The following is a 24,510-nucleotide window of genomic DNA, read 5'->3' as shown; positions in this document are numbered from 1 at the left end:
TTATGGCGCAATTGCGCCCGGGGCGCATCTGCGACATGCTGCACTGCGAGATCGACGCCACCCCCGGGGCCGCCGTGAAAATCACGACCGACATCCTGCACGCCGCGCAACTGGCGCGCGCCGCGTCGTTGCCCGAGCGCGCCGGCGCCGCGCCGGTCCGCACCGCCATTCTCGAGGGCGTCCAGCAACGCAACGCGGTGCTCGACGCGCTGTTCTACGACATCAAGGTGGTGAGCGAAGCCGAGGCGCAGGCGATCAGCCCGGGGATCGCCGGCGAAGGCGCGATCCTCATCGTGCCGCCGCCGGGCGCCGGCGACATCACGCTCTGCCCGGGGCCGGAGCATTTCATCCGGTCCGGCGGCAAGGGCGTCACCACGCTGACCGTCGCAGGCGTCGGGAGCTGCGCGCTGGGCTCGGCCGCCTTCGCCCGCAACGTTGCGGCGGCCGTCGGCGCGCCGGTCGCGGCGGTGGTCTCGGGCTACGGGCTCGCCGACCTCGCCACGGAAGCCTTCGGTGGTTTCTTCTGGTTCGGCGGCCTCAGCGGCCTGCGGGGCATGTTCGAGGCGTTCGACGCGGCGAGCCGCCCTGCGGCCCAGGGCGCGACCGGCGGCGCCGGGGGCGAGGACGTGCTGATCCGTCGGAGCCTCGACACCCAGACCGTGCTCGCCCTGCTCGAGCGCAAGGACATTGCGTTCGACCTTCTGGTCGGCCACTCCAAAGGCAACCTGGTGATCTCGGAGGCGCTGAACGCGCTTCGCCGCAAGGACGAGGCGCGCCTCCGGCGGCTCGCCGCCGCGGCCAAGGTCGTCACCATCAGCGCACGCGTCGCCCTGCCGCCGGCGTTCCAGAACGTGGTCGACGTCATGGGAGAGTGGGACTGGTTCGGCCGGCTCAACTCGCGTCCCGGAGGGCCGGCCGGCATCGTCGCGCCGCGGGCCTGGCACCACACCAACACCGACCTGACGGCGCATCTCGACGTCGCCGCCGTCGTGCGCCAGGCGCTGGCTCGGTAGCTCGATCGGACCCGGCCGGAACGCCTGCGCGGACGTCCCGGCTTCGCGCGGGAGATCCTCGCGTTTGTCCGACTGTCGACCTCTACCGCACCACGACTTTCGCGCCGAGCGGCACCCGCTGGTACAGGTCCTCGACGTCGAAATTGACCATGCGGATGCATCCGGACGACATCGCCTGGCCGATGGTCTTCGGCTCGTTGGTGCCGTGGATGCGGAACAGGGTGTCCTTGCCGTCGCGGTGGAGGTAGAGCGCCCGCGCGCCAAGCGGGTTCTCCGGCCCGCCGGCCATGCGCAGCGGCAGCTCCGGGCGACGCTGCAGCATCTCGGCGGGCGGCACCCAGTCCGGCCACTCCTGCTTGGCGCCGACCTTGGCTTCGCCGGTCCAGCCGAAGCCTTCGCGGCCGACGCCGACGCCGTAGCGCATCGCCTTGCCGTCGGGCTCGACCAGATAGAGGAACTTGTCGCTGGTGTTGATGACGATGGTGCCGGGCGCTTCTCCCGTGGGGTCCGTCACCTCCTGCCGGCGGTACTGCACCGGCAGCGTGTCGGGGTAGCTCGTCGCCATCGCCGCCGCGACGTAGCCGCCGGAGGAGGACGTCCCCGTTCCTGCGGCCCCGCCGCACCCCGCCAGCGCGCCGGCCGCAAGACAGACAGCGAGCGTCGAAAAGGACTGAGAGCGAACCGAACGCAACGTCATGATGTCCCCCGACGCCACCACGGCGTGCGGGTCGCACAGCCGGACAGGCCGCAAGAATAGAGCGCTCGTCGGTCCGCAGGAGAGCGACCTTGGGCGCGCCTCGCGGATTCCGCAGTGCGATGTCGCCCGGACGCCACAGTCGGGCCTAGCGGGCGAGCGAAGCGTAGAGCTCCGCATAGGCCTTGGCCGAGGCGTCCCACGAGACGTCGGCGCGCATGGCGTTGGCCTGACACTGCGCCCAGGCTCGCCCGTCCGCGTAGAGCAGCGCGGTGCGGCGAAGAGCCGTCTCCAGCGCGCTCCGGCTTACGGGATTGAACTGGACGCCGGTCGCCACGCCCGCCGCGAGCGCCATGGGGTTGGCGTCGATCACCGTGTCGGCGAGGCCGCCCACGCGCGACACGACCGGCAGCGCGCCGTAGCGCAGCGCGCAGAGCTGGGTCAGCCCGCAAGGCTCGAACCGCGACGGCACCAGGATCGCGTCGGAGCCCGCCTGGACGAGATGGGCGAGCCGCTCGTCGTAGCCGATGAAGACGCCGATGCGTCCGGCGTGCCGCGCGGCCAGATCCCGGAACCGGGCTTCAAGCGCAGGTTCGCCGGAGCCCACCAGCGCCAGAGAGCCGCCGAGATCGAGCAGGGTCGGGATGGCGTCCGCCAGAAGGTCGAGACCCTTCTGGCTCGACAGGCGGCTGATCACGCCGAAGATCAGACCCGCGGCGGGCGCCAGGCCGAAGCGCGCCAGCAGCGCGCCGCGGCTAGCGGCCCGGCCGCCGGGGGTCTGGGCGGAAAAGGGCGCCGGCAGGTCGACGTCGGTCTCCGGGTTCCAGACCTCCACGTCGATGCCGTTGAGAATGCCGACGACGTCGGCGGCGCGCGCGGACAGCAGGCCCTCCAGTCCGACGCCGCCCTCCGGCTCGAGGATTTCGGCGGCGTAGGTGGGGGAGACGGTGGTGATGCGGTCCGCGAACTTCAGCGCGGCCTTGAGGAAGCCGATCCCTCCGAAATACTCGACGCCGTCGATCGTCAGGGCGTGGTCGGGCAGGCCGAGGGCGCCCAGAAGCGTCGATGGGAACCAGCCCTGGAAGGCGATGTTGTGGATCGTCGCCACCGTCTTCGGCCGCGGTCCCGGACCGTAGGCGAGATAGGCCGGCGCAAGGCCTGCCTGCCAGTCGTGCAGATGCACGACGTCAGGAGCCGGCAAGCCCGCCGCGCCGCGCCCGATCTCCGCCGCGACCTTGCCGAGGGCGGCGAAGCGGAAGCCGTTGTCGGGCCAGTCCCGTCCGTCCGGTCCGACATAGGGGCTCCCCGGACGGGCGTAGAGGTGCGGCGCGTCGATCGCGATGACGTCGAGCCCCTTGGCCTCGCCGGCGATCAGGGTCGCAGGGCCGCCGAAGAGATCGTCGAACCGGAAGAACGCTTCGCCGTCGTGGAGCGCCGCCATCACGGCGGGATAGCCCGGCAGCAGCGTGCGCACGGCGACGCCCTGCCGTGCGAGCGCCGCCGGCAGCGCGCCCACCACGTCGGCGAGACCTCCGGTCTTGATCAGCGGAAAGGCTTCCGACGCGACGGCGAGAACGGCGGTCATCAGGGCTCACGAAACGGTTCAGGGGAGGAGCGAGAACGTAGCCTCGATCCTAGAGCGTCTGCGAGCCGTGCGACACCGCCGCAACCGTCATGCCTGCGCCGCCCGCGCGGGTCGCGGCGCCTCACGCGCGGCCAAATCGTGACGTCTACAGCCGGTCGATCATCGACTGCGTGATGAGGCACACGCCCTTCTTCGTGCGGCGGAAGCGCTTGGCGTCGGCCTCGGGATCTTCGCCCACCACCAATCGCTCCGGAATCTTCACGCCGCGGTCGATGACGACGTTCTTCAGGCGCGCATGGCGTCCGATGTCGACGTAGGGCAGCACCACCGCCCGCTCGACTTCGGAGAAGGAGTTGGCGCGAACGCCGGTGAACAGCAGCGACTCCCGCACCCCGGCGCCCGAGACGATGCAGCCGCCCGACACCAGCGACGAGACCGCGCGGCCGCGGCGCTCTTCGGTGTCGTGGATGAACTTCGCCGGGGGCGTGATCTCGGCGAAGGTCCAGATCGGCCACTCGTGGTCGTAGAGGTCGAGCGCGGGGACAAAGTCCGTGAGGTCGATGTTGGCCTCGAAATAGGCGTCCACCGTGCCGACGTCGCGCCAGTAGGGCTCCTCCTCGGTCGCGGAGCGCACGCAGGAGCGCGAGAAGTGGTGGGCGACGGCTTTGCCGCCCTTCACGATCTGCGGGATGATGTCCTTGCCGAAGTCGTGGCTCGAGTTCGGATCCGCCGCGTCCTTGCGCAGCAGGTCGAACAGGAAGGGCGTGTCGAAGACATAGATGCCCATGCTGGCGAGCGAGACGTCCGGCTTGCCCGGCATCGCCGGCGGGTCCTTCGGCTTCTCGAGGAAGTCGACGATGCGGTCCGTCGCGTCGACGTGCATCACGCCGAAGCCGGAGGCCTCCGCCCGCGACACCTCGAGGCAGCCGACGGTGACGTCGGCGCCGCTCTCGACGTGCTGGGCGAGCATGAGCTCGTAGTCCATCTTGTAGATGTGGTCGCCCGCGAGGATCACCATGTGCCGCGGGGCATAGTCTTCGATGATGTCGATGTTCTGATAGACGGCGTCCGCCGTGCCGAGATACCAGGCCTCTTCCGAGACGCGCTGGCTCGCCGGCAGAACGTCGAAGCTTTCGTTGCGCTCGGTGCGGAAGAAGTTCCAGCCGCGCTGCAGATGGCGGATCAGGCTGTGCGCCTTGTACTGTGTGGCGACGCCGATGCGGCGGATGCCGGAGTTCAGCGCGTTCGACAGCGCGAAGTCGATGATGCGGGTCTTGCCTCCGAAGTAGACCGCGGGCTTCGCCCTCCGGTCGGTGAGCTCCATCAGCCGCGAACCCCGCCCGCCGGCGAGGACGTAGGCCATGGCTCCGCGAGCGTAGGGCGGGCCGAGCGGCGATTTGGGCGGCATGGCGGGCGTGTCTCCGGGTATGTCGTTGTGTCGGCCGTCCTCGGCGCGCCGGATCGGCGCGACGGGCGGCCGTTGAAGTGTCGGATGTCCGAAACGCGCGTCAGCCGAGCGACGGGCGCACGTTCCAGATGTCCTCGGCGTATTCACCTATCGTCCGGTCGGACGAGAACCAGCCCACCTGGGCTGTGTTCGCGATGCTCGATCGCATCCAGGCGTCGCGGTCGCGCCACAGCTTGTAGACCTTGCGCTGCGCGGCGAAGTAGGCGTCGAAGTCCGCGGTGACCAGGAAGGTGTCGTGGTCCAGCAGGCCGTCGATGAAGCCGCGGTAGCGCGCGGGGTCGCCGGGCGAGAACACGCCGTTGCGGATGGCGTCCAGCACCTCGCGCAGCACCGCGGAGTTTTCGACAGCCGCGCGCGCGTCATGGCCGCGCCGCTTGCGGGCCTCGACCTCCTGGGCGGTGAGACCGAAGATGAAGATGTTGTCGTCGCCGACCCGCTCCTTGATCTCGACGTTGGCGCCGTCGAGCGTGCCGATGGTCAGCGCGCCGTTGAGCGCGAGCTTCATGTTGCCGGTGCCCGAGGCCTCCATGCCCGCGGTCGAGATCTGCTCGGAGAGGTCCGCCGCCGGGATGATCGCCTCGGCGAGGCTCACGTTGTAGTTCGGCAGGAAAGCGACCTTCAGCAGGCCCCGGACCGTCGGATCCTGGTTCACCACTCGCGCGACGTCGTTCGCGAGCTTGATGGTGAGCTTGGCCTGGTGGTAGCTCGCCGCCGCCTTGCCCGCGAAGATCTTCACCCGCGGCATCCAGGCCCGCATCGGCTGGGCGCGCATCGCGTTGTAGATCGCGACCGTCTCCAGGATGTTGAGCAGCTGGCGCTTGTACTCGTGGATGCGCTTGATCTGCACGTCGAACAGGGCGTCGGGGTCGACGTGGACGTCGAGCCGGTCGGAGATGATCTTGGCGAGCGCGACCTTGTTGGCCCGCTTCGACTCCGAGATCTTTTCCTGCAGCGCCGAGTCTCCCGCCATCGGCAGGAGCTTCATCAGCTCGTTCGGATCGTCGAGCAGCCCCGGCCCGATGGCGTCGATCAGGATCGAGGTCAGCCCCGGGTTGGCCTGACTGAGCCAGCGGCGGAAGGTGATGCCGTTGGTCTTGTTGACGATGCGCGTGGGGTGCAGCGCGTGCAGGTCGCGGAACACCGTCTGCTTCATCAGCTCGGTGTGCAGCGCCGAGACGCCGTTGATCTTGTGCGAGCCGACGAAGGCGAGCTGGCCCATGCGCACGCGCCGGCCGCTGTTCTCGTCGATGAGGGAGATGGAGGCCAGCATCGCGTCGTCTGCGGCGCGCTTCTTCTTGGCGGCCTCGAGCTCCAGCGCGTTGATCAGGTAGATGATCTGCATGTGCCGCGGCAGCAGCCGGTCGATCAGCGGCACCGGCCAGCTCTCGAGAGCCTCCGGCAGCAGGGTGTGGTTGGTGTAGGAGAAAGTCGCGACGGTGATCTTCCAGGCGTCCGCCCATTCGAAGCCGTGCAGATCGAGCAGGATCCGCATCAGCTCCGGCACCGCGATCGCGGGGTGGGTGTCGTTGAGCTGGATCGCCACGTGGTCGGGGAGCGAGCGCAGGTCGCCGTGCTCCTCCAGATGGCGGCGGATGAGGTCCTGCAGCGAGGCGGAGGCGAAGAAGAACTCCTGCCGCAGCCGGAGCTCCTGGCCGTTCGGCGTCTCGTCGGAGGGGTAGAGCACCTTCGAGATCGACTCGACGCGCACCCGGTCGGCGAGCGCGCCGATGTAGTCGCCGCGGTTGAAGGCGTCGAGCTTCAGCGGGTCGGCCGCGCGCGCGGACCACAGCCGCAGCGTGTTCACGTGACGCCCGCGCCAGCCGACGACGGGAATGTCGAAGGCGACCGCCTCGACGACCTCGCCCGGCCGCCAGACGTGGCGCACCGCGCCCTGCTCGTAGACCTGCTCGACGTAGCCGCCGAATCCGATGGGATAGTCGATCTCCGGATGGGCGAACTCCCAGGGGTTGCCGAAGGAGAGCCAGTCTTCCGGATACTCCTGCTGCCAGCCGTCTCGCATGCCCTGGCGGAACAGTCCGTGGTCGTAGCGGATGCCGTAGCCGAAGGCCGGCACGCCGATCGAGGCCATCGAATCCATGAAGCAGGCGGCGAGACGGCCGAGGCCGCCGTTGCCGAGCGCCGCGTCCGGCTCCGCGGTGCGGATCACGTCGAGGTCGACGCCCAGCCCCGCGAGCGCCTCGCGGGCCGCCTCCGTGAGATTGAGGTTGTTCAGCGCGTCGAACAGCAGCCGGCCGATCAGGAACTCGAGCGAGAGGTAATACACCCGCTTTTCGGGCCGCTTGTCCTTGGAGGCGTGGTCGACGACCCAGCGGTCGACGATCCGGTCGCGCACCGCGTAGGCGGTCGCCACGAACCAGTCGCGCGGGCTCGCGGTTTCGGGCGAGCGGCCGACGGAGTAGGTCAGTTCGGCCAGAATCTCCTTGCGCAGCTTGGCGACGTCGACGCCCCCTTCAGGGGCGCCGGCCGGCGCGGCGTCGCGCTTCGGTCGGGCGATCTCGTTCGTGGCCGGGCTGACGACATCGTCCATGATCGGGCTCCCTCAGATGGCGCGCCGATGACGACGCTGGGAGCCGCAGTCAAACACGCACGCCGCGCGATGGCGATTGCTGCGTCGCGAAGACGGCAAAAAAAGTGAGCGGAACCGTCGCGTTAGGGTTCAGCCGCGCGCGAAGCGCAGGACATTGCCGTCCGGCGCGCCCGCGGCGTCCCGGACTACGTCGTCTTGCGCCACGGTCTCCTCGAGCCTGGCGCGGAGATCGCGGACCGAGACCAGAAGGTCCATGCCGAGCCCAAGCGGCGCGCACATCAGCGTGGTCGCATAGACGTCGAGCGCTTGGATCGCCAGATCCGCCTCCTGGCGGGACATCGTGAACTTGACCGCATCCATCTTTGCTTCACCCCGATCAGCGACGTTTCGCAGGCCCTCGCATCCGCAGGCGCGCGAAACAAGGCGCGGCCCCCCCAGGCCGCCGGCGTCTTGCTGCGCCGATCAACGATTGAAGCACGAAGCTGAGAGATTGAAATCGGTCCCTAAGACTAGCGTTCGCTTGGGGCCGGGACGAGGAAAGCGACGGGAAGTCGTAGAAGATCAGAGAGTTCGATCGCCGCGGAGCGGGTGACGCCGCGTCCCGACAATCGATCGATCATGTCGATCGTCGCGAGGTGTGACGGCAAGGCCACGCGCGTGCCTGCGACATCTTGCGCCGTGAGACCGAAATCAGGGTCTGCGCCGAGCAGACGGGCCGTGCGGCGCAGCGCGACCACGACCGCCGACTCGTCGCCCAGCCGTCGCGCGAAGGCGACCACGTCCGCCGCCAGCGGGCCGTCGACCGCCAATGGCTCGTAGGCGCCCTTCGAGAACAGGTCGGGGCGGCGGGCGCGTTCGCCGAGCACGGCGGCGATCAGCGCCTGCTTGGTCGCGCCGTCCCGCCAGTGGCCCGCCGCGGCCTCGGCCGTCTCCGCCCGGGCGAGCGCGGTCTCCCGTGCGGCGTAATCGACGGGGCGGCGGTTGTCCGGATCGACCAGCGTGAGGTCCCAGAACTCCGTGCCCTGATACGTGTCGGGCACGCCGGGCGAGGTCAGCTTGAGCAGGGTCTGGACGAGCCCGTTCGCGGCGCCTGCCGGGCCGATCCGGTCCGCGAAGGCCGCGATGTCGGCGCGCAGTCCGGCGTCCGGACCCGTGAGGATCCCCATCAGCAGATCACGGGCGGCTGTCTCGTAGGCCTCGTTCGGCGTCGTCCAGTCGGTCGCGAGCTTCGCTTCGCGAAGCGCCTTCTCCTGCCAGCCGGCGACGCGGTTCGCGAAGGTCCGGCAGCCCTCGGCGTCGCCGGGGTCGAGATCGTGCGGCCAGGCCCCGACGAGCGTCTGGTAGAGAATCTGCTCGTCCCCGGCCGAGGGCGCGGTCTCCGTGCGCAAGGGGGCCGCGGCCTCGCGCCAGCGCGTCACGGCGGCGATCCACTCGTCGGGAATCTCGCTCAGCGCGGCGAGACGCGCGCGCACGTCCTCGCCGCGCTTGTGGTCGTGCGTCGCGCCGGTGAGCATCGCGTTCGGGAAGGTGCGGGCGCGGGCGGCCGCCTTTTCGTGGAACGTCGCGACGTCGATCGCGAAGGTCGCGACGTCGAAGCCGACGTCCGTGCGCGAGAGCAGCTTGCCGTGGCGATAGAACGCGGTGTCCTCGACCGCCTTCGCAGCCACCGGCGCCGAGAGCTGCTGGAAGCGGCGGATGGCCTTGTCGCGAAGAAGCGGCTGCTCCTCGACCGCCGGCTTGCCGCCGAGCCATCCGTCGAGAAGCTCGAGCACGGGCAGGTCCGCCGGCAGGATCGATTGCCGGGCCTTCTCCATGGCGCGCGCGAAGATCGGCTTGTCGGCCTCGGTCCGCCCTTCGGTGGCGTTGGCGTAGGTGCGGTAGGCCGGGAAATGCGCCAGCAACTCCACGAGGCCGCGCCGGATCGCCGCCCGCGCGGTGTCGCGGGTGTCGAAATCGAGCCGCGCCACGCGGTGCAGGGCGTCGGTCGCCTGGTCGAGCTGGGACGAGAAGGAGCGGTCCAGGATCTCGCGGCGCGCGATCTCCTCCTCGGCGTGGAAGTCTGCCGGCCGTCCGCTGATCTCGGCCCAGAATGCGGAGAGCTTCTCCTCGCCGCTCGCGTCGTGCAGCAGCAGGCTGACCTCGTCCATGAAGTCGTAGCCGCTCGCGCCGTCGACGTTCCAGTCCTGCGGCAGCTCCTCGCCCGGCCCGAGGATCTTCTCGACGACGAGATAGGCCTTCTGCCCCGCGAGCGCGCCGGGACGGCTGCTCTGGGCGGCGTCGAGGTGCTCGCGAAGCCGGCGGGCGTAGCCGCCGGGATCCATCAGCCCGTCGATGTGATCGACGCGGAAGCCGTCGACCAGTCCTTCGGCGTAGAGGTTCAGCAGCAGCTCATGGGTGGCGTCGAACACCGCGGGGTCGGCGATGCGCAGGCCCGCGAGTTCGTTGACGTCGAAGAACCGCCGCCAGTTGATCTCGTCGCCCGCCACCATCCAGTGCGCGAGCCGCCAGTTCTGCTTCTCGAGCAGCGCGTGGAAGCGGGCCAGGCCCTCCTCGGTCGAGGGGTCGTAGGCCTCGAGCCCGGCCGCCTCGATCTCGTAGCGGTCCTCGGGCCTGAGCGGGAACATGTGATCGGCGTAGCGCACCACCAGCCCGCCGCGCTTGCCCTCGCGCGTGATCTGCAGGTCGCCGTTGCGGAGCGTCTCGCCGTAGGTCGAGCCGAGCGTCGGCAGTAGGATCTTGCCGTTGAGCGCCGGGTCCGCCGGCTCCCAGTCGATGTCGAAGAAATGCGCGAAGCGGCTGCCGCGACCGTAGGTCAGCACGTCGAGCCACCAGGCGTTGTCGTCCTTGCCGACCGCCATGTGGTTGGGAACGATGTCGACGATCAGGCCGAGACCTTCGGCGCGCAGCGCCCCGACGAGCGCGCGCAGTCCGTCCTCTCCGCCGAGCTCGGGGTTGACCGTCGTCGGGTCGACCACGTCGTAGCCGTGCATCGAGCCTGCGCGGGCTGTGAGTATCGGCGAGGAGTAGAGATGGCTGATCCCGAGTTTCCGGAGATAGGGCGCGAGCGGGATCGCCTTTTCGAACGGAAAATCCTTGTGAAATTGCAGGCGCATCGTCGCGCGGGGCGGGGCGGCGGGCGTCTGCGGGTCGGTCACGTGTGGCGTCTCCGGTTGAGGCTGCGGAGCCGCCCGAGGGCGGCCTCGTCGTTCAGCAGATCTGAGGCGGGTGCCGGCAGGCGTCGACGCCAATTGGGATGTTCGTCGAGCGTGCCCGGCAGGTTCGGCTGATCGGTGACGCCCAGCGCGTCCTCGAGCGGCAGCAGCACGAGCTTCGACGGCGTCTCGCTGAGAAAGCGCACGGCGGCGTCGACCGCGAGGGCGGGGCGCTCCGGGGCCGGAGGCTCGCCGTCGGCCGCGCCGGCCTCCGTGAAGGCGCGCCAGAGATCGATCCGGTCCTGAGCGCGCGAGCCGAGGTCGTTTTCCGACGTCTCGCCGGATTGTTCGCCGGCGATCTCCGCGCGCAACGCGATGTCGGCGCCGGTCCACCAGCCCGCCATGGTCGGCAGGTCGTGGGTCGTGGTCATCGCGAGAGCGTCGGAGGGGTAGTAGTATGGCGGGAAGAAGTGCGCGTCGTCCTTCTCGAACTGGAGCACGCGCATGCCCGCCACGCCGGCGTCCGCCAACCGCTCGCGGAAGCCGTCCGGCACGGTGCCGAGGTCCTCGCCCACGACGACGGCGTTGTTGCGCAGCGACTCCAGCGCGATCAGACGCAGCATGTCGTCGACGGGGTAGGAGAGGTAGGCGCCTTCCCTGGCGCTCGCGCCCTCGGGGACCATCCAGAGCCGCGCGAGGCCCATCGCGTGGTCGATGCGGACGCCGCCCGCGTTCTTCATGCAGGCGCGCAGCGTCGCGAGGAACGGCGCGTAGGCGCGGGCCTTGAGCGCCATCGGCGAGAAGGTCGCGAGGCCCCAGGCCTGACCATTCGGGTTGAACAGGTCGGGCGGCGAACCCACGGAGAGACCGACCAGCACGTCGTTCTGCCGGCTCCAGGCGTGGCTGCCGCCGGCGTCCATGCCCACGGCAAGGTCCGAGATCAGGCCGATCGCCATGCCGGCGTCGCGCGCGAGCTTCTGCGCCGCGCCGAAGGACCGATCGGCGAGCCACTGCAGGAAGACGTGGAAGCCGACCTCGTCGGCGTGCTCGGCCGCGAAGGCCGCGACCTCCGCGCTGTTCGGATCCCTCAGCGCCTCCGGCCAGCTGCGCCAGCTCCACTGCTGATGGTCAGCCCCGAAGCGGGCGCCGTGCAGCGTCTCGAACCGCGCATGCTCTTCCAGCAGGGCCCCTCCATCCGCACGGAAGGCCGCGAAGTCGGCGGCGAGGCGGCCCGGCGAGGCCTCCTGCAGCTCGACGGCCCGGAAGCTGTCGTACAGCGTTCGAAGGCTGGAAAGCTTGGCGCGCGCGGCGGCGGGCCAGTCGATGAGGGAGGCGCGTTCCGCCTCGGCCCGCGCGTCCTCGGCGTCGGAGACCCTGATCGCCTCCCGCACGCGCTCCTCGCCGAACAGGAAATCGGGGTCGGCGTGCAGCGGATTCAGGAACAGGCGGCTCGAGGGCGAGTAGGGTCCGAAATGGTGGGGGTCGGCGGAAAAGCCGGCGTGAAGCGGCGAGAGCGCCACCGCGTCGGCTCCGGAGTGCGCGGCGGCGAGGGCAAGCGCCGCGACGCCGCCCATGTCGCCGACGCCGCCGTCGCCCGAGCGCGTGAGGCCATAGACCTGGGCGGCGAGGCCCCACATCCGGCGGGCGCCCGCGACGTCGACGATGCTGACGCCCCGCCGCGGCGCGACGGCGACGGTGATCACGCGGTCGCCGACCTCAAGCCGATGGTAGCCTGGCTCGAGGATCGGCCGCATCTGAGCGCGGCCGCGCTCGCCCACCCCGAGCGACACGTCGAAACTCTCGCCATCCTCGCGGACGAGAAGGGCCTGGCTCATCGGCCGGGCGTCGACGGTGAAGGGCTCGCCAAGCCGCGCGGTCACGAAGTCCGACGGCGCGCGCACGTGGGCGTCGAGGGTCTCGCGCGAGGCGCGGATGTCGCCCTCGGTCTCCGCCGGCAGGCCGATCGACTTCAGCAGCCGCCGCAGCGTGTCGGGCTGCACCGTTTGGGCTTTGCCGGACTGGTCGGTCCACTCGACCGAGAAGCCCGCCCGTCCGGCGAGGTCGCGAACGTCGTCGTCAGCGCTCACGCGGCGGTCTCCAGCAGGGCGATGGTCGTGAAGGCGGGGAGTTCGCCGGCGCGAGCGGAATCCGACGCGCCGAGGTCGCTTTCGAACAGCAGCGGGCCGGCCAGTCCGGCGATCTTCACCGCCTTGTCGTCGAGATTGAGCGCGAGCGTCAGCCGCGCGCCGTCGCCGAGCGTCCAGCGCGCGACTGCAGCCTTCGGTCCGACGGCCTCCGCGCCGTCCGAGCGCGCGCCAGGAATGCGCGGCGCAATCTCGGCCGCCCGCAGCGTCAGCAGCGTCTTGAACAGCGCGGAGCGCGCCTCGGCGCGCTCGGGATGCGGCTTGGGGATGGAGGCCTCGAAGGTCTTCGGCGCGTTCGGGTCCGGCACCTCGGCGCCGGCGAAGGCGGCGAACTTCGAGAACTCCTTCCGTCGACCTTCGCGCACCGCATCGGCCAGCTCCCCCTGATGATCGGTGAAGAACAGGAACGGCGTCTCGCTCGCGACCTCCTCGCCCATAAAGATCATGGGGACGTGCGGGATCAGCAGCAGCGCCGCCGTCGCCGCCTCGACGCCCTTGGCCGGCGCGAGCGTCGTCAGCCGGTCGCCGAAGGCGCGGTTGCCGATCTGGTCGTGGTTCTGCAGGAAGCTGACGAAGGAGGTCGTGGCGAGGTGGCCGCTCGGGGTGCCGCGGCGCTTGCCGTCGAGATGGGGCGAGGGCTCGCCCTGGTAGACGAAGCCTTCCGCCAGCGTGCGCGCGAGCTTGCCCGCAGTGTCTTCGGCGTAGTCCTCGTAGTAGCCCTCGCGCTCGCCGGTGAGCAGCACGTGGATGACGTGGTGGAAGTCGTCGTTCCACTGCGCGTCGACGTCGCCGGCGAGGTGGCTCTGCTCGTTGTGCTCGTTCTCGAGCACGAGGTGGACGTGGCGTCCGGGCTCGACGGCGGCATGGACGGTCGCCGCCATCTCGTCGATCCAGTCGCTCTCGGAGATCGCGTGCACCGCGTCGAAGCGGAGGCCGTCGAACCGGTACTCCATCAGCCAGTACAGCGCGTTTTCCGTGAAGAACGCGCGCACCTCCGGCAACCGGAAGTCGATCGCCCCGCCCCAGGGCGTGTGCAGATCCTCCCGGAAGAAGGTGGGAGCATAGGAGCCGATGTAGTTCCCGTCCGGTCCGAAGTGGTTGTAGACGACGTCGAGCATCATCATCAGGCCGAGCTCGTGCGCCCGGTCGATGAGCGCCTTGAGCTCCTCGGGCGTCCCGAAGGCCTCGTCGGGGGCGTAGGGCAGCACGCCGTCGTAGCCCCAGTTGCGGGCGCCGGGAACATCGTTGATCGGCATCAGCTGGACGGCGGTGATCCCGAGCTCGGCCAGGCGCGGCAGCGCCTCCGCCACGCCCTTGAAGCCGCCGAACGCCCCGACGTGCAGCTCGTAGACCACGGCCTCATGCCAGGGCCGGCCCTTCCATGCGGCCGCCCGCCAGCGATAGGCCCTGGGGTCGACCACGACGCTCCAGCCGTGGATGTCGCCGTCCTGGAAGCGGGAGGCGGGGTCGGGCACGGTCAGGCCGTCGGGAAGCTGGAACCGGTAGCGCGCGCCGGCGGGAACGGGCAGGGTCGTCGTGAACCAGCCGTCGGCGGAGCGCTCCATCGCGACCGGCTCGCCGTCGCGGATATCGAGCCGCACCTGCTGATGGGCGGGCGCCCAGAACCGGAACGTCGTCCCCGCCTCGCCGCAGGCCGCGCCGAAGGTCAGATCCAGGCCGAAGGCGTCGCTCACCGTTTGGTTCCGTTCGCGTGGCGCCCGGCGGGGCGCGTGGGGGCTGGACGCACCGCCATCACAAGGACGGCGCTGCGGGCGGCGACGATGACGACATCGGTCTCGAGCGTCCGCTCCGGCGCTTCCGGGGCGGCCGTGTCGACCAGCAAGGTCGTCGGCAGGGCCGGAGGCGGCAGCTTGAACGAGCGGTCGTCGGAGGTTGGATTGAGCATCAAAGTCAGGATGGGAACGGCGCCGTCCTCCCGGCGGGCGGCGCGTCGGAGCGATAACGTCCGTTCGTCGGGGTTGTTCCAGGCGTCGGAGCTGATCGCCTCGCCGCCCTCGTCGAACCAGGCGATGTCGAGCACGCCCGGCGCGGGCTCTTCGCGGCCGTGGAGGAAGTGCTTGCACCGCAGGATCGAGTGCTCCGCCCGCAGGCGCGCGAGACGGCCGACGAAGGCGGTGAGCGCGCGGCCTTCGTCGCCGTCCGCCAGCCGCCAGTCGACCCAGGAGACCCCGTTGTCCTGGGCGTAGGCGTTGTTGTTGCCGCCCTGCGTTCGGCCGAACTCGTCGCCGGCCAGCAGCATGGGGGTGCCGTGGGCGAAGAACACGCTGGCGAGCAGCGCCCGGACGACGCGCGCCCGCGTCTCGAGGATGTCGGGATCGTCGGTCGGACCCTCGACGCCCCAGTTCGACGAGTAATTCTCGCCGTGCCCGTCCCGGTTGTCCTCGCCGTTGGCGTGGTTGTGCTTCTGCACGTAGGCGGCGGCGTCGGCGAGCGTGTAGCCGTCGTGGCTCGCGACGAAGTTCACCGAGGCCCAGGGCTTGCGCGAGCGGCGGTCGAACAGGTCGCTGGAGCCGGCAAGCCGCGCGGCCACCTCGGGGCGTTGGCCGGGGTCGCCGCGCCACAGCCGTCGCATGCTGTCGCGGTACTTGTCGTTCCACTCCGCGAAGCCCGGCGGGTGATGGCCGAGCTGGTAGCCGCCGGGCCCGATGTCCCAAGGCTCCGAGATCAGTTTCACCCGCTGCAGCACGGGGTCCTGGCGGATCGCGTCGAAGAAGCCGGAGCCCGGATCGAAGCCGTGCTCCTCGCGCCCCAGCGTGACGCCGAGATCGAAGCGGAATCCGTCGATGTGGTAGGCCTCGACCCAGTAGCGCAGCGAATCCATGACCATCTGCAGCACCCGCGGGTGGCTGAGGTTCACGGTGTTGCCGGTGCCGGTGTCGTTGACGCAGAGCCGCCAGTCGTCGCGGACGTGACGGTAGTAGCTGGCGTTGTCGAGGCCGCGGAACGACAGCGTCGGCCCTTCCTCGCTGCCCTCGGCGGTGTGGTTGTAGACCACGTCGAGGAAGACCTCGAGACCGGCGGCGTGCAGGCGGCGGACCGCGACCTTGATCTCGTTCAGCGAACCGTCCGAGAGGTAGCGCTGCTCGGGCGCGAAAAAGGCCAGCGTGTTGTAGCCCCAGTAGTTGCGCAGGCCGAGCTCGATGAGCCTGCGGTCCTGCACGAAGGCATGGATCGGCAGCAGCTCGACCGCGGTGATCCCGATCCTCTTGTAGTGCTCGATCATCTGAGGGCTTGCGAGCGCCGCGAAGGTCCCGCGCTCGTGCGGCCGGATGTCGTCGCGCTGCATCGTGAGGCCGCGCACATGGGCCTCGTAGATCACGGTCTCCTGCCACGGCGTGTTCGGCGGCCGGTCGTCGCCCCAGTTGAACGCGTCGTCGACCACGACCCCCTTCGGCATGCCCGGCGCGCTGTCGCGCCGGTCGTAGGAGAGGTCGCCGCGCGGGCTGTGCAGCCGGTAGCCATAGAGGGCGTCGGACCAGCGCACCTCGCCCGCGACCTGCTTGGCGTAGGGGTCGAGCAGCAGCTTGTTCGGATTGAAGCGGTGACCGTGCTGCGGCTCGTAGACGCCGTGGGCGCGGAAGCCGTAGAGCAGCCCGGCGCGCGCCTCGGGTAGATAGCCGTGGAACACCTCGTCCGTCTTCTCGGGCAGCGGCAGGCGACCGATCTCGCGGCGGCCGGACGGATCGAACAGGCAGAGGTCGATCTGGTCGGCGTTGGCGGAGAACACCGCGAAGTTCACGCCGAGCCCATCCCACGTCGCGCCGAGCGGATAGGGCGAGCCGGGTTCGAGGGTCTGGCTCATGGGCGCGCCGCCGCCGTGAGACAGCCGCGTGCGTGGGGGAGGCCTGCGTGGTGTCGAGCGTGATGCAATGGTTCGTCCCGAAACGGCGTGGTCGGCGAGCGGCGCGCGTCTAGCGCCCCGAAGCGCAGGCGTTCGGCATGCGCGCGACGAGGGCTGCGAGGCCGTCGGCTGAGTGTAGCGACCTTTGCCCAGTATCGCCGATCTGCACCCAGATCGCTCCCGTCGCGGCGACGATGCGGTTTAGGACGACGCGCGCCCCGTCTCCGGCGGCGACGAGGCGGGCGCCGTCCGCTGTCCAGGCCTCGGAGAAATTCGCGCCGTCGATCTCATAGCGCACGCGAACGAGACCCTTCGCGCCGCGTGGCGCAGGTGAGACGACCGCCTTCAGTTGGCCGCCGGCGCATGAGAACCCGAGGGCCTCGTTCGTCGCCGCGTCTACGGAGAACGCCAGCGCGGACCCTGCGGCGGCGTCCTCCCGGTAGCTCCAGGCGGCGGACGCCGGAGATGACGCGGCCGACGCCGCCATGAGCACGGCGCCGCAAAGGGCGGCGCCGTAACGCGTCGACCGCGACGCCTCCGTCATTCCGCGCGCAGGAACACGACGCCAAGCGGCGGCAAGGTCAGATCCAGCGCCTGCCGCTCCCCATGACTTTCGACGTCCGTCGTCGGAAGTCCGCCGCCGTTGCCGACGTTCGAACCGCCGTAGATCCCTGCGTCCGTGTTCATGATCTCGCTCCACGTTCCGGCTATCGGAACGCCGATGCGATATCCGTGCCGCGGCACGGGCGTCAGGTTCGCCACCACGAGGATGGGCGCGTCGCCGTCGTCGCCGACGCGCAGGAAGGCGAAGACGGAGTTCGCGTTGTCGTCGCCGACGACCCAGCGGAAGCCCGCGGGATCCGCGTCGCGGCGGTGAAGCGCGGGATTGGCGCGGTACAGATGGTTGAGGTCGCGCATCAGCCGCTGGATCCCGGCGTGGTTCGGGTCGTCGAGCGCCGGCCAGTCGACCTGGTCGTCATGGTTCCACTCGCGCCACTGCGCGGTGTCGGCGCCCATGAACACCAGCTTCTTGCCGGGATGGCTCCACATCATGCCGTAGAGCGCGCGCAGGTTGGCGAACTTCTGCCAGAGGTCGCCCGGCATCTTCTGGATCAGCGAGCCCTTGCCGTGCACGACCTCGTCGTGGCTGAGCGGGAGCACGAACTTCTCCGAGAACGCGTAGACCAGACCGAAGGTTATGCCGTCGTGGTTGTGCTGACGGTAGATCGGATCCTGCTCCATGTAATGGAGCGTGTCGTGCATCCAGCCCATGTTCCACTTGTAGTGGAATCCGAGGCCGCCCTCCGTCGTCGGCCGCGTCACGCCGGGCCAGGCCGTGGATTCCTCGGCGATCATGATCGCGCCCGGCGCGCGCTCGCGCACCACCGCGTTCAGGTGCTGGATGAACCCGACCGCTTCGAGGTTTTCGCGGCCGCCGTACTGGTTCGGCACCCATTCGCCCGCCTTGCGGCTGTAGTCGCGGTAGAGCATCGAGGCGACGGCGTCGACGCGCAGGCCGTCGACGTGGAAGGTCTCGAGCCAGTGCAGCGCGCTCGCGATCAGGAAGCCCTGAACCTCGCGCCGTCCGAAGTTGTAGATCGCGGTGTTCCAGTCGATGTGGAACCCCTCGCGCGGGTCGGCGTGCTCGTAGAGGGCGGTGCCGTCGAACCGGCCGAGGCCGTGCGCGTCGGTCGGGAAGTGGGCGGGAACCCAATCCAGCACCACGCCGACGCCAGCGGCGTGGGCCGCGTCGACGAAGCGCGCAAAGTCTTCCGGCGCGCCGTAACGCGCGGTCGGCGCAAACAGGCCAAGCGGCTGGTACCCCCACGAGCCGCCGAAGGGATGCTCCGTGATCGGCAGCAGCTCGATGTGGGTGAATCCCATGTCGACGGCGTAGGGGATCAGCTTTTCGATGGCGAAGGCCCAATCGACCTCGCCGCCGTCCGCCTTCATCCAGGAGCCGAGGTGGGCTTCGTAGAACGACAGCGGCTGGTCGGGCTCCTGCGCTTTCGTGCGGCGCTCGATCCAGTCGGCGTCGGTCCAGACGTAGGGCTCGGGCGAGGCCACCACGGAGCCCGTCGCCGGCGACATCTCGTAAGCGCGGGCGACCGGATCGGCCTTGTCGGGAAGCCGGCCCCCGTCCGGTCCGTGGATCGCGAACTTGTAGCGCTCGCCGGGGCCGATGCGCGGCACGAACAGCTCCCAGACGCCGGCCGGCTGGCGCAGGCGCATCGGGTTGCGACGCGAATCCCAGGCGTTGAAGTCGCCGATGACGGCGACCGAGCGCGCGTTCGGCGCCCAGACTGCGAAGCGGACGCCCGCGACCCCGTCGACGGTCATGGCGTTGGCGCCGAGCGCCGACGCCAGCTGGAAGTGACGCGCTTCGGCGATGAGGTGCAGGTCGAGGTCGCCCAGCAGCAGGCCGAAGGCATAGGGGTCCTCGATCTCCTGAACCGCGCCGGGCCATGTGATCCGGAAGAGATAGGGATCCACGCCGCGCACGCGGCCCTCCCACACCCCGGTGGCCTCGATCTCGGCCAGTTCGCCCACGGTCGCGCCGCTGTCGCGCGACACCACCTCGACCTCGAGCGCGCCCGGCAGGATGGCGCGGACGTAAGGGCCGTCGCCGTCGTCATGGCGGCCGAGCACGGCGAAGGGATCGCCGTGGCGGCCCTGGGCGAGGGCGTCGAGCGCGCCTCGATCGAGCGCGATGGCTGTCGCGGTCATGAGGAAGCTCCGTCGTCTGGCGCCAGCCGGGCGGCGAGGGCGTGGAGGCCTCCCAGCGGGACGTCGATCCAAGCCGGCCGGTTGGCCGCCTCGTAGGCGATTTCGTAAGCCGCCTTCTCGATCAGGAACATGTCGAGCAGGGGGGCGGGCACGCCGCCGCCGGACGCTTCGACATGGGTGCGATAGGCGCCGAGGAAGGCTTCCGCTGCGTCCATGCGGAACCGTTCGATGAAGGCCTCGCGACGCGGCCCGGCCACATGAGCCGAGGCCTGTTCGTTTCGGCCGACCATGGCGGCGGCGTAGTCGAACGAGCGCAGCACGCCGGCGACGTCGCGAAGCGGGCTCGCCTTGCCGCGCCGCTCCTCCAGCGGCCGGGCGGGCTCGCCTTCGAAGTCGATGAACACGATGTCGGCTCCCGACACCAGGATCTGCCCCAGGTGCAGGTCTCCGTGAATGCGGCTCATCGTCGAGCCCACGCCGTCGCCGGCCAGCCGGCCGATGACGGCGGAGAGCGCCTCCCTGCGGCGAACGATCGACGCCGCGCGCTGGGCGAGCGCCTCGGTCTCCCAGGACGACTTCGCCTGCAGGGCGTGGATTGCGCCGTCGAGCAGCGACAGCGCGCGCTCCTTCCAGCTCTCCACATCCTTGGTCGCGGCGGCCAGAGGCGCGAAGTCGGGATCGTCGCTCGGGCGCGCAAGCGTCGTGTGCAACTCGCCGAGCCGTGTGCCGAGGGTCGCCGCAAAGGCGGTGAATTCGGCGAAGCGGTGGTCGTCCGCCATCTCGCCGCCGCCGGTGGCGCCGAATTCGTCGAGCGCGCGGGTGAGATGGTCGAGCGTCCAGGTCCAGGCGTCGCCCTGATTGCGCACGAAGCCCTGGATGATCGCGAGCGTTGCCCGGGCGCCGTCGGCATCGACGCGCACCATCTCGCCGAGGAACGGCGCCGCGTTGGCGAAGCCCTGCTCGGTCAGGTAGCGGCCCATCTCCGCTTCCGGATGGCGGCCCGGAGCGATCCTGCGCAGAAGCTTGATCATCATCAGGTCGCCGGCGATCAGCGACGAGTTCGACTGTTCCGCCGACAGCCACAGGATCTCGGCGTCGTCCGGCAGCGCCGGCACTTCGACGCCCGCCGCGGCCTCGAAGCGGATCTCGCCGCTCGGCCCCGCGATCGTGCGGCCCTCGCGCAGCGCGTTGGCGATAGCGAAGGCGAAGCTCGGGATCGCAAAGGCGTCGGTCAGCAGATGCACCTCGCGGCCCTTGCGGACGCGGGCGAGCGCGAGGCGGCCGGGCAGCGCCGACAGCGTCTCGTCTTCGGAGACGACCGCGAGCGGAAGCAGCCACCGGGTCGGCTCCGACCCGCCCGTGACTTCGACTTCGACCAGGCCGATGTCCTGTCCGCGGGCGGACAGACGGGTCAGCGATTTGATGCGCGGCAGGATCTGCTTCTGGTCCTTGCCCGAAAACCAGCGACGCTTGGCGAGGTAGGTCGGCAGCACCGCCGTCTCGAGCGTCTTGCGCGCCTCAGTCTGCATCGCGTCGTCGACGCCGGCGCGCAGCACCAGCGTCTCATAGTCCGGCAGCGGCTCCGGGGCAGGGCTGTGCCAAGCCGGGGCCGCCTGCGCGGTCGTCAGAACGAACGAGTAGAAGCCATAGGGCGGCAGCGTGAGCAGGTAGGTGAGCTGGCCGATCGGCGGGAACACGGAACCGGCCGTCAGCTCGACCGGCACGCGACCCTCAAACTCCGACAGCTCCAGTTCGACCGCCTGAGGGCTCCGGCCCATGTTGGCGACGCACAGGATGGCCTCGCCCTCGTGTTCGCGAAGGTAAGCCAGGATGCGCCGGTTCTGGGGGAACAGGAAGCGGATCGTGCCGCGCCCGAACGCCGGGTGCTGCCGGCGCGTGGCCAGCATGCGCCGCGTCCAGTTCAGCAGCGAGTGTGGGTCGCGGGCCTGCGCCTCGACATTGACGGCGTAGTAGCCGTAGAGCGGGTCCATTACCGGCGGCAGCACGAGCGAGGCCGGGTCGGCGCGCGAGAAGCCGCCGTTCCGGTCGATCGACCACTGCATCGGCGTGCGCACGCCGTCGCGGTCGCCGAGGTGGATGTTGTCGCCCATGCCGATCTCGTCGCCGTAGTAGATCACCGGCGTGCCTGGCATCGACAGCAGCAGCGCGTTCATCAGCTCGATGCGGCGTCGGTCACGCTCCATCAGCGGAGCGAGACGGCGGCGAATGCCGAGGTTGATGCGGGCGCGCTTGTCGGAGGCGTAGGTGTTCCAGAGGTAGTCGCGCTCCTTGTCGGTCACCATCTCGAGCGTCAGCTCGTCGTGGTTCCGCAGGAAGATCGCCCACTGGCAGTTGTCCGGGATCGCCGGCGTCTGGCGCATGATGTCGGTGATCGGGAAACGGTCCTCCCGCGCGATCGCCATGTACATTCGCGGCATCAGCGGGAAGTGAAACGCCATGTGGCATTCGTCACCGTCGCCGAAGTAGTCCTTGGTGTCCTCGGGCCACATGTTGGCCTCGGCGATCAGGAACCGGTCGGGATAGGTGCGGTCGAGCTCGGCCCGGATCTTCTTCAGGATGTCGTGGGTCTCGGGCAGGTTCTCGTTCGAGGTGCCGTCGCGCTCGATCAGGTAGGGCACGGCGTCGAGGCGCAGGCCGTCGATGCCGAGGTCGAGCCAGAACTTCATCACGCCGAACACGGCCTTCAGCACCGCCGGGTTCTCGAAGTTCAGGTCGGGCTGGTGGCTGTAGAACCGGTGCCAGAAGTACTGGCCGGCGACCGGGTCCCAGGTCCAGTTCGAGCGCTCGGTGTCGAGGAAGATGATCCGCGTTCCGGAGTACAGCGTGTCGTCGTCCGACCAGACGTAGAAGTTGCGGTGCGCCGAGCCCTTCTTGGCCGTGCGCGCCCGCTGGAACCACGGGTGCTGGTCGGAGGTGTGGTTGATGACGAGCTCGGAGATCACTTTCAGGCCGCGCTTGTGCGCCTCGGCGATGAAGCGCTTGACGTCGGCGAGAGTCCCGTAGTCCGGCGAGACGCCCTTGTACTCCGAGATGTCGTAGCCGTCGTCGAGCCGCGGGCTGGGGTAGAACGGCAGCAGCCAGATCACGCTGACGCCGAGGCCCGCGATGTAGTCGAGCTTCGAGATCAGTCCCGGGAAATCACCGATGCCGTCGTCGTTCGAGTCGAAGAACGACTTCACGTGCACCTGGTAGATGATCGCGTCCTTGTACCACAACGGGTCGACGCCCTCGCGCGACACCACGGTCCCGCTGGGCTCAGTCAGTTCGGCGTGTGCCACAGGCGCGTTCATGCCGATGCTCCAGGTAGGTTCGTGAGGCGCCAGACGTGAAACGGCATTTCCGCCGGGTTCACATAGATCCACTGCGACTTGCCGGTCAGGGTGAAGCGGTTGCCGCGCATCAGGTCCTCGACCGCGACCGTTCCGTCGTCCGGCAGGCCGAACTCCCAGAGCGGGATCTCATAGGCCGCATGCTTCTCCCCGTGCGGGTCGAGGCTGACGAAGGTGAGGATCATGTCCTCGACGCCCGTGCCGTCCGCCTTCGGCCGCGACTTGCCGTAGAGCAGGATCTGGTCGTCGAAGCAGTTGTAGAACGTCACGCCGAGATGCGTCTGCAGCGCGGGGTTCTGCTTGCGGATGCGGTTCAGCCGGGTGATTTCGGAGATGATGTTGCCGGGCTGGTTCCAGTTGCGGATGCGGATCTCGTACTTCTCGCTGTCGAGATACTCCTCCTTGCCGGGCAGGGGCGCGCTCTCGCAGATCTCGAAGCCGTTGTACATGCCCCACAGACCCGACAACGTGGTCGCGAGCGCCGCGCGGATCAGGAAGCCGGGACGGCCCGACGTCTGCAGGAAATAGGGGTTGATGTCCGGCGTGTTGACGAAAAAATGCGGGCGGAAGAAGTCCTTCGGCGCCGTCGTCGTCAGCTCCGTCAGATACTCCGCCATCTCATGCTTGGTGTTCCGCCAGGTGAAGTAGGTGTAGGACTGCGAGTATCCCACCTTGGCGAGGCGGTACATCACCTTCGGGCGGGTGAAGGCTTCCGAGAGGAAGATCGCGTCGGGATGCTTCGCCTTCACCTCGGCGATCATCCACTCCCAGAACGGGAACGGCTTGGTGTGGGGGTTGTCGACCCGGAAGGTCTTGACGCCCTCGGACGCCCAGAACAGCACGACGTCGCGCAGTCCGATCCACAGGCCGGGCACGGCGTCCGGTCCGTAGAAATCGACGTTGACGATGTCCTGGTACTTCTTCGGCGGGTTCTCCGCGTATTTCATGGAGCCGTCCGGCCGCCACTTGAACCAGCCGGGATGCTCCTTCAGCCAGGGGTGGTCCGGAGAGCACTGGATCGCGAAGTCGAGCGCGATCTCGAGCCCATGCTCTTTCGCCGCCTGCACCAGAGCGCGGAAATCCTCGATCGAGCCGAGTTCCGGATGCAGCGCGTCGTGGCCGCCCTCGGGCGAGCCGATCGCGTAAGGGCTGCCGACGTCGGTCGGGCCGGGAGTCAGCGTGTTGTTCGGGCCCTTGCGATTGCTCGTCCCGATCGGGTGGATCGGAGGAAAATAAAGCACGTCGAAGCCCATGTCCCGGATCATCGGCAGTCGCTTGACGACGTCGCGGAAGGCGCCGTGCTTCGTCGGGTCGCCGCTCTCGGAGCGCGGAAACAGCTCGTACCAGCTCGCGAACTCGGCCTGCACCCGCTCGACCTCGACCCCGAAGATCTCGGAGCGCGAGGCGAAGGCGCGCGGATCGGCGGCGACTGCTGCGGCGTGGGCTTCCGGCGAGAGCAGTTCGGCCACCCGCGTGGGCACGTCGGCCGCGCGGGCGGCCAGGATGAAGTCGGCGAGGGTTCGGGCGGCGTCGGCGGGGGCCTGGGCGGCGATGCCCTCCAGCAGGAGCAGACCCTCGTCGGTCTCCAGCCGCACGTCCAAACCGGCTTCCCGCTTCTTCGTCAGATCGCGCCGGAAGGTGCCGAAGTCGTCCCACCAGGCCTCGACCACGAACTCATGGCGCCCGATCGCGTCGGGCGTGAGGATCCCTCGCCAGCGGTCGTTGATGACGTACGCCATCGGGCTGCGCCGCCACTCTCCGCCCAGTGGACGCCAAAGGACGTCGGCCTTCAGGACCTCGTGGCCGTCGGCGAAGACGTCGGCCTCCACCACCAGATCGCGTCCGACGATCGTCTTCACGGGAAACCGCCCCCCGTCCACCGTCGGCGTCACCGCCTCGATCGCAATGCGTGGGCGTTTCACGCCCTCGATGGCGTCGATTGAGGCGAGGGTCATGCGGCGGTCTCC

General features: G+C 69.5%; 14 protein-coding genes. 1 reads left to right on the top strand and 13 read right to left on the bottom strand.

Features of this window, described 5'->3' with window-relative positions:
- Positions 1-2: 2 nt before the first annotated feature.
- A complete protein-coding gene (locus tag JOD31_RS04845; RefSeq protein WP_204949136.1) occupies positions 3-1,013 on the top strand; it encodes a hypothetical protein in 1,011 nt (336 codons plus the stop codon).
- Between the two features lie 82 nt (positions 1,014-1,095).
- Here JOD31_RS04845 and JOD31_RS04840 read toward each other — a convergent pair whose 3' ends face one another.
- The 13 genes from JOD31_RS04840 to JOD31_RS04780 all read right to left on the bottom strand — a co-directional run bounded on the left by JOD31_RS04840 (position 1,096) and on the right by JOD31_RS04780 (position 24,498).
- Positions 1,096-1,710, bottom strand: a complete 615-nt coding sequence (locus JOD31_RS04840) for a L,D-transpeptidase (protein WP_204949135.1) — start codon at positions 1,708-1,710, stop codon at positions 1,096-1,098.
- Between the two features lie 145 nt (positions 1,711-1,855).
- On the bottom strand, positions 1,856-3,292 hold the full coding sequence (glgA, locus tag JOD31_RS04835; protein ID WP_204949134.1) for a glycogen synthase GlgA: 1,437 nt from the start codon (positions 3,290-3,292) through the stop codon (positions 1,856-1,858).
- 145 nt (positions 3,293-3,437) lie between these two features.
- The gene (gene glgC / locus JOD31_RS04830) at positions 3,438-4,700 is read right to left on the bottom strand and encodes a glucose-1-phosphate adenylyltransferase (RefSeq protein WP_204949133.1); all 1,263 of its coding nucleotides are present in this window, start codon (positions 4,698-4,700) and stop codon (positions 3,438-3,440) included.
- A 100-nt stretch (positions 4,701-4,800) separates the two neighbouring features.
- Positions 4,801-7,308 carry a glycogen/starch/alpha-glucan phosphorylase gene (locus JOD31_RS04825; RefSeq protein WP_204949132.1) on the bottom strand — a complete coding sequence of 836 codons (2,508 nt, stop codon included), beginning with the start codon at positions 7,306-7,308 and terminating at the stop codon, positions 4,801-4,803.
- Between the two features lie 129 nt (positions 7,309-7,437).
- Entirely contained in the window at positions 7,438-7,668 is a 231-nt protein-coding gene (locus tag JOD31_RS04820; RefSeq protein ID WP_204949131.1) for a hypothetical protein, read from the bottom strand.
- A 149-nt stretch (positions 7,669-7,817) separates the two neighbouring features.
- Positions 7,818-10,463 carry a malto-oligosyltrehalose synthase gene (treY, locus tag JOD31_RS04815; protein WP_204949130.1) on the bottom strand — a complete coding sequence of 882 codons (2,646 nt, stop codon included), beginning with the start codon at positions 10,461-10,463 and terminating at the stop codon, positions 7,818-7,820.
- Positions 10,460-12,547, bottom strand: coding sequence for a 4-alpha-glucanotransferase (gene malQ, locus JOD31_RS04810; RefSeq protein WP_204949129.1), 2,088 nt, complete (start codon positions 12,545-12,547; stop codon positions 10,460-10,462). The genes treY and malQ overlap by 4 nt, the downstream gene beginning before the upstream one ends.
- Positions 12,544-14,298 (bottom strand): malto-oligosyltrehalose trehalohydrolase, encoded by a 1,755-nt coding sequence (gene treZ, locus JOD31_RS04805; protein ID WP_204949128.1) that lies wholly within the window; start codon positions 14,296-14,298, stop codon positions 12,544-12,546. The genes malQ and treZ overlap by 4 nt, the downstream gene beginning before the upstream one ends.
- Complete coding sequence (gene glgX, locus JOD31_RS04800; RefSeq protein ID WP_204949127.1) at positions 14,295-16,427, bottom strand: glycogen debranching protein GlgX; 2,133 nt, start codon at positions 16,425-16,427, stop codon at positions 14,295-14,297. The genes treZ and glgX overlap by 4 nt, the downstream gene beginning before the upstream one ends.
- A gap of 109 nt (positions 16,428-16,536) precedes the next feature.
- Positions 16,537-16,953, bottom strand: a complete 417-nt coding sequence (locus tag JOD31_RS04795) for a hypothetical protein (RefSeq protein WP_204949126.1) — start codon at positions 16,951-16,953, stop codon at positions 16,537-16,539.
- A gap of 53 nt (positions 16,954-17,006) precedes the next feature.
- Complete coding sequence (gene glgB, locus JOD31_RS04790) at positions 17,007-19,193, bottom strand: 1,4-alpha-glucan branching protein GlgB (RefSeq protein ID WP_204949125.1); 2,187 nt, start codon at positions 19,191-19,193, stop codon at positions 17,007-17,009.
- A complete protein-coding gene (gene treS / locus JOD31_RS04785) occupies positions 19,190-22,504 on the bottom strand; it encodes a maltose alpha-D-glucosyltransferase (RefSeq protein ID WP_246482327.1) in 3,315 nt (1,104 codons plus the stop codon). The genes glgB and treS overlap by 4 nt, the downstream gene beginning before the upstream one ends.
- On the bottom strand, positions 22,501-24,498 hold the full coding sequence (locus JOD31_RS04780; protein ID WP_204949124.1) for an alpha-1,4-glucan--maltose-1-phosphate maltosyltransferase: 1,998 nt from the start codon (positions 24,496-24,498) through the stop codon (positions 22,501-22,503). The genes treS and JOD31_RS04780 overlap by 4 nt, the downstream gene beginning before the upstream one ends.
- Positions 24,499-24,510: the final 12 nt, after the last annotated feature.

It is taken from the genome of Methylopila capsulata (assembly GCF_016907975.1).
Lineage (GTDB): Bacteria > Pseudomonadota > Alphaproteobacteria > Rhizobiales > Methylopilaceae > Methylopila > Methylopila capsulata.
The sequence above is the reverse complement of the archived record's forward strand: the minus strand, read 5'-3'. Positions and strand labels throughout refer to the sequence as shown.